At 40.8% G+C, this 12,518-nt stretch carries 11 protein-coding genes and 1 pseudogene; 3 read left to right on the forward strand and 9 right to left on the reverse strand.

Features of this window, described 5'->3' with window-relative positions; all coding sequences use genetic code 11:
• The 4 genes from BLR76_RS06805 to pxpB form a co-directional block, all read right to left on the reverse strand.
• On the reverse strand, positions 1-1,583 hold a 1,583-nt coding region (locus BLR76_RS06805; protein WP_143009205.1), incomplete at its 3' end, for a glucosaminidase domain-containing protein.
• A 498-nt stretch (positions 1,584-2,081) separates the two neighbouring features.
• Positions 2,082-4,382, reverse strand: a complete 2,301-nt coding sequence (locus BLR76_RS06810) for a hypothetical protein (RefSeq protein WP_091267153.1) — start codon at positions 4,380-4,382, stop codon at positions 2,082-2,084.
• A 36-nt stretch (positions 4,383-4,418) separates the two neighbouring features.
• The gene (locus BLR76_RS06815; RefSeq protein ID WP_143009206.1) at positions 4,419-4,784 is read right to left on the reverse strand and encodes a hypothetical protein; all 366 of its coding nucleotides are present in this window, start codon (positions 4,782-4,784) and stop codon (positions 4,419-4,421) included.
• Positions 4,762-5,514: a 5-oxoprolinase subunit PxpB gene (gene pxpB, locus BLR76_RS06820; protein WP_091267159.1), complete on the reverse strand. Its 753-nt coding sequence runs from the start codon at positions 5,512-5,514 to the stop codon at positions 4,762-4,764. Before pxpB ends, BLR76_RS06815 begins: the two co-directional genes overlap by 23 nt.
• Before the next feature lie 161 nt (positions 5,515-5,675).
• Here pxpB and BLR76_RS06830 point away from each other — a divergent pair, with 161 nt between their 5' ends.
• Positions 5,676-6,050 carry an IS66 family transposase gene (locus BLR76_RS06830; protein WP_091267165.1) on the forward strand — a complete coding sequence of 125 codons (375 nt, stop codon included), beginning with the start codon at positions 5,676-5,678 and terminating at the stop codon, positions 6,048-6,050.
• A gap of 584 nt (positions 6,051-6,634) precedes the next feature.
• On the opposite strand, the gene dhaM is transcribed toward BLR76_RS06830, so the two are convergent.
• Genes dhaM through BLR76_RS06850 form a run of 4 tightly spaced genes read right to left on the reverse strand, consistent with a single transcriptional unit; the run spans position 6,635 to position 9,779 of the window.
• Positions 6,635-7,009: a dihydroxyacetone kinase phosphoryl donor subunit DhaM gene (dhaM, locus tag BLR76_RS06835; protein ID WP_091267168.1), complete on the reverse strand. Its 375-nt coding sequence runs from the start codon at positions 7,007-7,009 to the stop codon at positions 6,635-6,637.
• Complete coding sequence (gene dhaL, locus BLR76_RS06840; protein ID WP_091267171.1) at positions 7,009-7,587, reverse strand: dihydroxyacetone kinase subunit DhaL; 579 nt, start codon at positions 7,585-7,587, stop codon at positions 7,009-7,011. Before dhaL ends, dhaM begins: the two co-directional genes overlap by 1 nt.
• Before the next feature lie 33 nt (positions 7,588-7,620).
• Positions 7,621-8,610 carry a dihydroxyacetone kinase subunit DhaK gene (gene dhaK, locus BLR76_RS06845; protein WP_091267184.1) on the reverse strand — a complete coding sequence of 330 codons (990 nt, stop codon included), beginning with the start codon at positions 8,608-8,610 and terminating at the stop codon, positions 7,621-7,623.
• A 35-nt stretch (positions 8,611-8,645) separates the two neighbouring features.
• Positions 8,646-9,779 carry a glycerol dehydrogenase gene (locus tag BLR76_RS06850; protein WP_091267174.1) on the reverse strand — a complete coding sequence of 378 codons (1,134 nt, stop codon included), beginning with the start codon at positions 9,777-9,779 and terminating at the stop codon, positions 8,646-8,648.
• A gap of 178 nt (positions 9,780-9,957) precedes the next feature.
• Between BLR76_RS06850 and dhaS the strand changes: the two genes are divergently transcribed.
• Positions 9,958-10,509 (forward strand): dihydroxyacetone kinase transcriptional activator DhaS, encoded by a 552-nt coding sequence (gene dhaS, locus BLR76_RS06855; RefSeq protein ID WP_091267177.1) that lies wholly within the window; start codon positions 9,958-9,960, stop codon positions 10,507-10,509.
• A gap of 37 nt (positions 10,510-10,546) precedes the next feature.
• Entirely contained in the window at positions 10,547-12,055 is a 1,509-nt protein-coding gene (glpK, locus tag BLR76_RS06860; protein WP_091267179.1) for a glycerol kinase GlpK, read from the forward strand.
• Between the two features lie 239 nt (positions 12,056-12,294).
• Here glpK and BLR76_RS06865 read toward each other — a convergent pair.
• Positions 12,295-12,518, reverse strand: a pseudogene (locus BLR76_RS06865) (transposase); the annotation flags it as partial.

Raw genomic sequence — 12,518 nt, forward strand, 5'->3', positions numbered from 1 at the left:
GCTCCACCCACAACCAATCGTTGACCAATTTGAATCACGTCACTGCTTAGATTGTTCAACCGTCTTAAGTTAGCTACCGTTGTATTGTTTGCAACAGCAATATGTGACAAGGTGTCGCCACGTACAACCGTATGGGTCGTTTGGTTTGACACGGGTGTCGCTGCCGGTGTCGGTGCTTCAGACACGTGTGTCACATGTGTATCGAAACGTGTTAAATCATATAATGCAATGATGTTATTCAATTTGCTGGCATACGTTGGATCGGTTGCGTATCGCCCTTGTAACCATGCCGTCGCATCACGGTAGCTGGTTGTGTTTTCAACCCATGTGCCTGAATAAAATTGGCTGTTCCAACTCAAACCATTTCGGAGCAATCTCCCGTAGTCTCTAAGGGAGGCTTCAATATTCGGGTACCGTCTGAAGCGCTCAGTAACCGTAATCCATCCGCCTTGTGCGGGAATGTATTCTCTTGTAGGTAACGCAACGTATGCCCCTTGGTATCGGCCTTTTATGCCAAACAAGTTGTAGTTAGGTCCTGTGGATAATCCACTACGCCCAAAGCCGGATTCTAAGGCCGCTTGTGCAATCATGACCGACGCATACAAATTAAATTCCTTAGCCACGCGCTGTGCGGGACCCGCGATCATATCGATAAACTCTGCAGGTGTTTGTCTCACCGGCGTTGCTAGCGCGTTGGTGACGGACTCGACACCCTCACGTATCGTCAAACGTTGACCTACGACAATGTGGTTAACGTTTTGGATATTATTCAATTGTGCAATATTAGACACCGTTGTCCCATACGTTTGTGCAATACTTGCGAGTGTGTCACCTGAGCGAACCACATGGAACGTCGCGTTGGCCGTAGGGTTTGCGCTTTGTGTTGCGGTCGTACGCGAGAACGTGCGCACTGACGGCGTTTCAGTCGTGTCCTTTGTATTGGTAGCCTCTTCAACAACCCCATCTTCTGCTTTTGGTTCAGCTTCAACAACCACATCTTCTGCTTTTGGTTCAGCTTCAACAACCACATCTTCTGCTTTTGGTTCAGCTTCAACAACCCCATCTTCTGCTTTTGGTTCAGCTTCAACAACCACATCTTCTTCTGGTTCAACTTCAACATCTTCAACGTCGGCTAATTCAACGTCTTCGATTGCGTCAACAATTTCATCAGTTTCGGCATCGTCTACGTCACTATCTACTCGACCAAGTAGTGCATTAAAAATCGTATCCAATTGATCAACCGATAATCGGTCACGGTCCACTTGCTCAAAAATACTTTCACCACCGGAATCTTCAATCAACTGAATTAATTGATCTTTGATTGCCTGTAATTCATTTAGGTAATCGGATGTCTCGTTGTCATCATATGTATGATCCGAGTCGTGGGCTGATTGTAACGCTGTATAGTGTTCATATAACTGCGTCAATTCGACAGAATCTTGTTCAATCGACTCGGCCGATACCGAACCTGCAAATCCTGTCAATACAATCACACTAGCCAACACACTTGAGGACCGGGTCGCTACTTTTTTATAACGCGACGATTTGTTCACCGCGTGTTTAGAGAAAACTGATTTTACCATTCGTATCACTCCTATATATCCATTTATGTTTTATGTTTATCATCACGCTAAATTTAGTGTGAGCGTCACCACATTAACCCTATTATACCGTGCTCAGAACCGTTTGAATAGACGGTTAGCGTGTAATGTTTGATACCTGACTGTAACAATAAAGCAAACAAAAACCCCGCATAGCTATGCAGGGTTTGTTACGCGCGTTCAACTGGAGCGTCAAGGTGAATGTGTACACTTGCCTCCTGAATATGTCGGTGGTTTTTGCATTGTCTACGCGCCACCATCGTCTTCTATACGAGTTCTCTTAGCTAACAACCCGTATAGATGTATCACTATTTTCATACGGGATATCTCTAGGTGCACCCCATGATACCTCTTCGGACTCCTGTTCTACATCGTCCGCGTTTGAATAATCGACCATGTGTACCATTTGGGTTCCTTATCCGGATGACTCGCTTTTTCTAATGCTCTGTTTCGATCTTTATCTTCCATCGCCATCTCTCCTTACTTACGTAACACAATGCCATTTGATGTGACGGTTTGAACCGTTGATGACGTTGTCCCACTAACAGCTGACCATGCACCCCATGTTGACCCGTTATGTGTTCTAATACGACTTAATGGGCTACCGGTTGCACTTGCATTCCATGTAATATCGACATTCCCATTCGTCCACGCTGTTGGTGATTGCGTACTGCTTGCATTGGGTAAAATTTTATCAATATTTGTTACGGTATGAGACCGTGTTGACGTGTTCCCAGCATGGTCTTCTACTTCAAATGAATAGGTTCCATTTTCTGTTGCTATTTGAGTCGTTGTTGCGCCATCGACCCATGTGCCACCTGCAATTCTTACACGTCTAACACCTGAACCACCGGTATCCGTTGCATTAAATGTTAGTGTCGCATTGGTGTTTTGCCATGCGGTTGGGTTACCTGTGATTGTACCGTTTGGTACAGCTTTATCAATACGATTAACGGTCGCTGACACGGTTCGTGTGTTTCCAGCATGGTCTTCTACTTCAAATGAATAGGTTCCATTTTCTGTTGCTATTTGAGTCGTTGTTGCGCCGTTTACCCATGTGCCTCCTGCAATTCGTACACGTCTCACACCTGAGCCACCGGTATCGGTTGCATTGAATGTTAGTGTCGCATTCTGGTTTGTCCAGCTTGTCGGATTACCTGTAATCGTGCCGTCAGGTGCGGTATTATCAATACGGTACGGGCCAAAACGCTCAGTTGTGACACGTCCCACGTTATCTACAGCGCGTGCATGTAAGTACCATGTTCCCTGTGTTGACTGCGTAACGGGACCGCTGTAATTTGTCCAGTTTGTCGGTGTGACTGTCGATGTTGACCATGCAAATTGTCTCGTCGCAATCCCTGATTCAGCATCCGCATGTGTCAAAGCAACGGTTACATTGCTATTACCCCATGCACTTGACGCCGGGTTTGCTGAAATGGTTGGCGCTGTGGCATCTGTTCGGATGCGTTGATTAGACGTTGTCCATCCTGTACCATGTCCCACATTATCGCCGTGGAGTGTCTCTATATTGATGGTTCGATTACCCGCGTTGCTATTGACGCTTACATTAAAGTGATAACGTGTTGTCCAGCCCCAGTTATCGACTCTTCCGCCTGTAAAGGTCGTTGTATCACCCGTACGCTGGTATTGATCCGTACCTTGGCCCAATGTCCAAAAATGGCGCGCGCGATTGTCGTGTCCATTACTAAAAAGACGTATGTTGGATTGTCTCATTCGCGAATCTCTATCATATCCTTGTGCTTCAACAACGATGTTGTCTCCCGGTCGGATCCAGTGGTCATTCCCGTTGACGTAACGGGCATTAAATACCGTTGCACCATGATCGGTCGGCACCACACCATCCACATTTAGGAATTTACCACTAGCCACATACCCATGGTTTCGACCATTCGCCGAGCGGGCATAGGTGTTGAACTGATGACGGGTACCGTGCGTATTCCCTCGAACATTAAACGTTGTAAAAAGGTCTCGGTGATCAGTTGTACGCGAGAACCCATTTCTGGATATGGTGAGGTGTGCGTGTGCCCTGTCATTTGAATAAACACCATTATGGTTCATATTGCCTTGGACGGTACTGCTACCCGTCATTCTCATGAAGTTGATCGTGACATAATCATTCCAACGCCATCTTGTTCCGTTAAAGTCTTGTCGTCCGTGAACGCGTGCCTGTACGGAATTCCCTTGTCTGACCCAATATTCATTACCATTTACGTGATCATAGCCGGATATGGTCACCCCACGTGTTTCAGGCACTGTTTTATGCCGTGTATAGTCTACCCTTGCGCTACGCTGCCATCCGGCACCTACACCTGATGCTACACTGTACATGCCCCCATCCCATTGTGCCACAATCCCGGGGACAAACCCCCAGTTGGCCAAGGGACTGTACATCTCAATGAACGGATAGCTCCGGTAGTTAAATCTTCTAGGGTGATACAACGAATTTTGTACGGTAATGTTTGGTCGTGGGTCATCAAAGCGACCCCACCTGTGAATGGTATTACTCGCCCCACCGTGAATAGAGAAATAACCCCTATAGGTATATGTCGTGGAATTATTATTGAAGGCGTTAGTCAATTGCTGACGTATATATGAATCGGGCGCATTAGCTGACACGTCTTCCGCTTGGCCCCAAATACCGCCTACAAACAAAAGGGTTGATAGGGTTAAGATCAACCCCCGTTTCTTCTGTTTAGACATCTTACGTTTAGACGTTGGTGTAAATAAACGGCGTATATCCTTTATCTGTCGTATTCTCATGGGTTCGCCCCTTTCATTATTTAACTAACTCTGGGCTTATTCGCCGTCATCAACGTCTTCATTCGTGTCTGTTTCAGGTTCTTCCTCGCCATCTGTTTCAGGCTCTTCCAGACCTAATTCGACAGCCATCTCGGCATAGAGTGTTTCAAACTCTTCTTCTAAGATCTCATCCGCCACGCCATGTGATTCCTCGCCGTATACGCCCTCTTCTCTTATGGCTTCAATTAAACGCATGAGATGTGCCGAACGTCTATGGTTCGGGTGTTCTTCGATCAGTGCTTCCAGTTTGAAAGCAATCTGATCCATCGCTCCAGATACCGAAAAACCGTATCGCTGAAATCCAGTCCGTCCTTTATCCTGAACGGTCGTCTGCATCCCTCTACTGGTTACCCGAATGCCCACGTTCGACCACCTCCATCGTCACTTGACACTTGTATATTCCTTCTCGGCAGTCCGCTTTGATCTGGTCATAGTCTTCTCTGGACACCGGTTCAAATCGAATGTAATCTCCTGTTTCGTAAAGAAAGGGGGTATCACGTTTAGGGTCAAAAAGTTTCATAGGTGTCGACCCGATCAGCCGCCATCCTCCAGGAGAGGCCATCGGATACATCCCAGTCTGACTACCGGCAATACCAACAGCCCCCGCTTCAATAGATGTACGAGGCGTGTCGAGTCTCGGCATATGCAGGGAAGGATCCAGTCCGCCAAGATAAGCGAAGCCGGGAAGAAAGCCCATCATGTAAATTAGATAATCTCTTCCGGAATGAACAGCTATGATATCTTCGATTGATAAGCCAGAATGCCGGGATAAATCTTCTAAATCTGCTCCGAAGGCTTTATCGTAACACACAGGAATATGTACTACTCGTTTTTCTCGGCTTTCCAGGTTATCATGATGCGACAGAAGCTGGCGAATCGTTTTAGTAAGAGTGATCAGGTCCGTGATTTCCGGATCATATAAAACTGTCAGGACACGAAAAGCAGGGATCGTTTCAGTCACTCCTGGAATAGACACCTCGGTCATCTTCTTGTCCAGACTGTTTACTAGCTGATTAATTGATGGGTCGATTTTATCTTCAAATACTACACGAAGTGCGCAGTCGCCGGCCGGAACAATCGATGGCTCTGACATGAGTTTTCTCCCCTCTCTGGTCACAGTTACCTATGAAGTTATTATACATGATTTTGAAACAGCTATTGATTTAATAATGCATACTATTTTGGATAAGTCCCTCAATGACTTATCCGTTAGCGAACGGTATGACCAGAGCCTGGAATTAGTGAAGCCGAAGCTTGAAGCCTTTTTTTGACTGGTGTGAATCTCTAACTGCGCATGGCAAACTTGGCACAGCGATCAACTATGGGCTGAATCAGAAAGAGCGGATGATGAACGTTCTGAAGGACGGCCGTCTCGTGCTGTCCAACAATCTAGCCGAACGTGGCATCAAGTCACTCGTTATGGGCAGAAAGAACTGGCTGTTTTCAAAATCTTTTGAAGGTTCTCATGCCGTTGCGACTATTTTGAGTCTCGTTGAGACCGCCAAATCCAACGGAGTACATCCGCGGAAATATCTGGACTACCTCTTAACTTACCTTCCAAATCGACAAAATACACCTTTGGAGGCTTATTTGCCATGGAATCCAAAGCTGCAGATGGAATGTCGCTAGACATTCAGCATATTATACGCTTCGGACATTTCTCATTATAGAGGTGTCCGATTTTTATTTGTAGGTACTCAGCTATTCATCGCTTACATATAAATTGATTAGGTAGTGAGGTATGTGAACTTTACTGTTATTGTTAGCCAGTCTCGCTTTTTATAAAAATATGTTACTTACATAAAATTTTTAGTAAAAAAAGGCCAGAAGCTCTGATTAATCAGCACTTCTGACCTAAATTCTATTATGGAGTGAGGGGGCTCATCGGAACCCCTTCGAATCAAGGTTTAGAGTTATATAGTAAGGGTTTTGGTAATGGTTTAGACTAAATATTCACGCATATGCCTATGTTTTATGAAACACATTGAATTTTTTACTAGCAATTTTTCGTACACTCGCTGGGCATCAATACCCGCATATTATTACTATACTGTATCAAAAATCTTTATTACTCTTTGAAATTTTAAAGTCATTATTCGAGATTTCCACACCGTTATTAGAAATACGCATGTAGGTAACGATTATGATAAATGTCTATACGAATAGTCTATATTTTGTAAAGTTTAGTTTGTTTCATGATGCTATTTTATCTTTTACTTTACGTTATGCATTTCTTCTAACTGCTCTTCAATATTCTCTTGATTAACACCAGCTTGTAATAAAGCTGCGGCGGTATATGACCCTTCAACAACTGGAACATCGTATATTTTAACGGTTTTATCGCTCATTTCCACTGCCATTTCCAGATTCATTTTAGCACTACCTAAATCATAGAAAGCTAATAAGTTTTTAGCTGAGCTATTATTAATCGCTGCTAAGGTTGTATCAAAACTTGTTCCTATTTCTTTAATATCGACTCCGCCAACCACTTGAACATCAACATCTGCTGCAACCTCTTTAATTAGACGATGAATTCCTTCAGCTATTTCATAGACATGAGAAACAATAATAATCCCTGTTTTTTCCATTATTGTGCCTCCGCTCTTAACATCGTGTGAAATAATAATCCTGAAGAATAAGCACCTGGATCGATATGGCCGATGGAGCGATCACCAACATAAGATGCGCGACCTTTTTTCGCTTTCAATGGCTTAGTGGCTTCAACAGCTTCGTCAATCAATTCATGCGTTAATTCACCATTTTCAACAGCTTCTACAACAGCTATCCACACATCCACCATCGTTTTATCACCTTGTTCTGCTTTTCCACGCATTTGAATGTTTTCTAAGCCTGTTTTTAAAATCTTGGCCCATTCTTCACCAGCTGTTTCAGCTTTCATCATTCCCATAAATGCCGATCCATAAAGCGGCCCAGATGCCCCACCTACTTTACTTAATAAATTTGTTGTAATTAATTTTAGTAACTCATTTAAAGTCTCTGGTTTTTGTTCTTCAATCGCCTTAACCACGTGTGCCATCCCGCGAGACATGTTATTTCCATGATCGCTATCTCCAATCGGTGTGTCTAATTGGGTTAAATAGTCTTTTTCATTTTGAATTTCTTCATTGAATAATTCCATCCAACGAATTCCCATCTCTATATTCATTAAAATACATTTCCTTTCAGTTTTAAAAAAAATTTACCAATTAATAGTATCAACAGTTGCTTTTAAGGCTTCCAGAAAGAAGTCATCTTCTAGACGAAGTAGAGTTAAAGATAAACCTTGCATCTCTAATGATGTCATCAGAATTCCTACTTTTGAAAATTTAATCTCCAACTTATTATCTTTCATTTGTTTGTGAACATCATTTGCAAATACATATTGCTCCATTAGAGGTGTTCCACCTAAACCATTCACGATAATTGCAAAGCGATTATTTGAATTTGCTTCAAATTCTTCTAGTAATTTTTTAAGTAATTCATCAACTAAATCTTTTGAAGTTTGTAGCTTTTCTCGCCGGTATCCAGGCTCGCCATGAATCCCTACTCCGTACTCAATTTCGTCATCCGCTAATGCAAAACTTGGTTTACTACTTCCTGGCGTAGTCACTCCCGTTAAAGCTAATCCAACAGTTTTCATATTGGGAATTAAATTTTCAGCTAATTCTTTAATTTCTTCAATTGACTGGCCTTTTTCAGCTGCATAGCCTAATATTTTATGGACAAATATAGTACCTGCTACACCGCGTTTTCCTTGTGTGTAGAGGCTGTCTTCGACAGCGATATCATCATCAACTACAATACTATCTACTTTAATTCCTTCCATCTCAGCGAGTTCCTGAGCCATCTCAAAGTTCATAATATCTCCTGAATAGTTCTTGATGACTAAAAATACACCTTTACCCTCGTCCGCTACTTTAATAGCTTCTAAAATTTGATCGGGCGTTGGAGAAGTAAAAACGGCTCCACAGACAGCTGCTGACAGCATTCCTGCTCCGACAAACCCAGCGTGCGCAGGTTCATGACCGCTTCCACCGCCTGAAACAATAGCCACTTTTCCCTTTTTATCGTAGGTTCGTTGTATGATTCCTGTTTCAGGAACTCTTTTAATTAATTCTGGATGGCTTAGCACCATTCCATCAATCATCTCATCAACAATGTAATCTGGATTATTTAAAATTTTCTTAATCACGTCTATCTCTACCCCTATCTTAGCTTTTCAGTTTATTTATTTTTTTCTTTATAGTCTCGACCAATCGCATCAGCTGCAATAATTGCCTGTGCAACAGCTTCAACTGTTATTTCAAACGGCATTGAGTGGATCGATTCTTCTGGGATACATGCTTTTTTAGCTACTTCTAAAATTTCATCATATTTCACTTCTTCAACATCCAAATCAGCTAAACATACTGGTAATCCAACAGAGATACTAAAATCTAACAGTTCGTTAATTTCTGATTTTGGTGCATTTTCAAGGACTAACTGTACAAATGTTGTGAAAGCAACTTGCTCCCCATGGTAGTAATTTCCTGGACCATCTAGAACAGTTAACCCATTATAAATCGCATGGGATGCAGCTAATCCTGCTGATTCAAAGCCTAATCCAGATAATAAAGTATTCGCTTCCACAATGTCTTCCAAGGATGGAGTGACAATGTTATTATCTGCTGCAATCTTTGCATCATATCCTTTTTCAAGAATAATCTCCAAACTTTTTTCGGCTAATGTCATGGCTGCAATGGTTCCTTTAGCTGGCCCTGTTGCCCCTGTATGATAACCATTTGGTAAACCAGCATTTACATTAGAGTTTGATTGACGAGTGGCTCTCGCTTCGTAATAAGTGGCTAGGGTATCTCCCATTCCCGCAACTAAGAATCGGCTTGGGGCTTGTGCAATAACTGTTGTATCCATTAGAACAACATCTGGGTTTTTAATAAAATACGCATAGTCATCAAATTGATGATCGGCTGTATATAACACAGCGGAGTGGCTCGTTGGTGCATCCTGAGCGGCAATCGTAGGACAAACAATCACATTGTGCCCATCTGCAACCACTTTAGATGTATCAATCGCTTTTCCTCCACCTAAACCTACTATGACATCTGTCCCTTTTTCTTCTGCTATTTTTTTCAAGCTCTCAACTTCATCGCGTGTAGCTTCTCCACCAAAATCTGCGCGATACAGTTTAACATTAAATCTCTCAGCCGTCTTATCTAATTTATCTTGTACTCGATCAATATCTTCTTTATTTCCGATAACAAGGGCTGATTCTCCTAAAGATTGAATATAGAACCCTAAGTTTAATAATTCGTCTTCACCTTGAACGTACTTACTTGGACTAATAAATGCTTTTCTCATTGTCATTCCTCCTCGTGTAATTTAAGCGCTTTCTTTACGCTAAATAAATATTAACAAGTAAGCGTTATCATCCCAACAGACAAAAACTTTACTTTGTCCGATTGGCTTTCTATTTTTTGTAACGTATACTTTAGATAATAAATTACTTGCCTCTCTTTAGTAAAAGGAGTCTAAATAGATGGAACAAGAAACTAACACGAAAAAAATTATTGCTTTAGCCTTTCAAGATTTAACAACTGAAAAAGCAATCGAAAAAATCTCAATCACTGATATTATGAAAAAAGCTGGTTTCCGTCGCCAAACTTTTTATGATTATTTTGACGATAGATATGATCTAGTAACTTGGATTTTTTATTGGGAGTTATGTGAATCTATTTATCCGATTAAGAATTGGGAAAATTGGGAGGATATTTTGGATCATCTATTAACTTATCTCGAATCAAATAAAATTTATTACAAGAAGATTTTTTTGAATATCAAACTAGATTCTTTTAAACAGTACTTTATTTACTCAATTAAAAATCTAGTTAATGAGTTGACAAATGACTACTTTAAAGATCAGAATCTTTCACAAGATGGAAAACAATTAATCCAAACAGCGACTGATTTTTATAGTTATGGTTTATCTGAAAGCCTTTATCATTGGGTATTAGAGAATTGTGAACCAAGCAGTCAGAATTACCATGCGATGCTTGTCAAACTTGTAAAGTATCAATTAAAAATTGATTAACAATTTATGATTTTTTATAGAATAAATGGAGTGATAAATGATGGCGAAATATATACTTTCTATTGATCAAGGAACAACTACAACTCGTGCTTTTATTATTGACCGGCAAGGAAATTATATAGGAACAGCTAGTCAAAAATTCCAACAAATTATTCCAAATCCTGGTTGGGTAGAACATGACCCGAATGTCATTTGGCAATCTGTTTGTAATGTAATAGAAGAAGTTACCCAAAAATCAGGAATTAGTTATTCTCAAATAAAAGCACTTGGAATAAGTAACCAGCGTGAAACGACCGTTGTCTGGGATAAAATAACAGGTGAACCTATTTACAATGCAATTGTTTGGAATTCTAACCAATCTTTGAATATTATTAATCAATTGAAATCTGTAACAAACGAAGAATATATTCATAATAATACTGGACTTGTTATGGATCCTTATTTTTCAGCAAGTAAAGTTCGTTGGATTCTAGATCAGAACGAAAGTGCGCAAGCAGAAGCTGAAAAGGGAAATATACTTTTTGGAACAATTGACAGTTGGATTATCTGGAAACTAACCAAAGGGAAGTTGCATGCTACTGATCATACCAATGCATCTAGAACGATGCTTTTTAATATTCACCATTTAGAATGGGATAATCACTTGCTCGAACTCTTTAATATTCCAAGAGCCATGCTCCCGAATGTTTATCCAAGTTCATTTTATTATGGAGAAACGGATTCAAGTATTTTTAATGGAGTAAAAATACCCATTAGTGGGGTTGCTGGGAATCAGCAAGCTTCATTATTTGGTCAACTTGCTTTCCAATCTGGACAAGTTAAAAGCACTTATGGTCAAGGGACATTTATTGTTATGAATACTGGCTCCGAAGCAAAATCATCAAATAATCGTTTGCTGACAACGATTGCTTATTCAATAGACAACCAAATTAACTATGCTCTGGAAGGTTCTGCTTTGATTTCTGGAAGTGCAATTGAATGGCTGAAAGATGGCTTAGAATTATTTGAGAACATTGAAGATTCTGAGACTTTAGCGCTTCAAGCAAATGAAGAATCACCTGTCTATGTTGTTCCAACTTTTCGAGGAATGGGAGCTCCTTATTGGGAACCTGATGTCAGAGGAGCTGTTCTAGGAATGGATGAACATACTGGAAAAAGAGAACTTGTTCTTGCTACATTTGAATCTTTAGCTTACCAGGTCAATGATATTATTGATTTAATGGAATCAGAAACAGAAATTGAGCTTGATGTTTTACATGTTGATGGCGGGGTTGCTCAAAATAATTTTCTTATCCAATTTCAAGCTGATATCCTTAATAAAACGGTAAGTCGTGTTGAACGTCTAGAAACAACAGGTTTAGGTGCTGCCTATCTCGCTGGATTAGCTGTTGATTATTGGAAAGATTTAAATGAATTAAAAGCTTTAGTGTCTGAGAGCGAAATTTTCCAACCAAATATGACCCAAATAGAACGAATGACAAAATTAAAAAGCTGGCATAACGCACTTAAAACTGTTCGATATTATTCCCAGTTAAATCTTGACTAGTTTTCCAATCTTTACTAGATAATTCGTGAAAATATAGTAGGAGTTCAACAAGAACATATAACTATTTATAATCTAGCCAAGAGAAAGATTTTACTCATCTGCTCATTTTGACTCTCCTGTAGTACGGGCTGGGAAAAAACCAGCTCTTAACAAACAAAAAGAACAATGAAAACCGTCGGTTTTAGATGGTCTTCATTGTTCTTTTGTATTTTTTCTGAAGATGTAGAAGTACATCCTCCTTTTCTTCGGAGTTCGAGGATCAGTTTCGTTAAATTCATGCTCATAAGCATCAAGCCAATGTCATTATGCACGGCTTGATTCCCTCTGACATGAACGCGGCGCATGCCAAAGACACCTTTCATCCGACCGAAAACAGTTTCTACGTCAATCTTTCGCTGGGCATAGATCCGTCTTCCATAATCGCTCTCCAGGTGTGCTTTCGCTTGATGTTTAAAGTATTCCC

Origin of the sequence: Alkalibacterium thalassium (assembly GCF_900101165.1) — a bacterium.
Lineage (GTDB): Bacteria > Bacillota > Bacilli > Lactobacillales > Carnobacteriaceae_A > Alkalibacterium > Alkalibacterium indicireducens.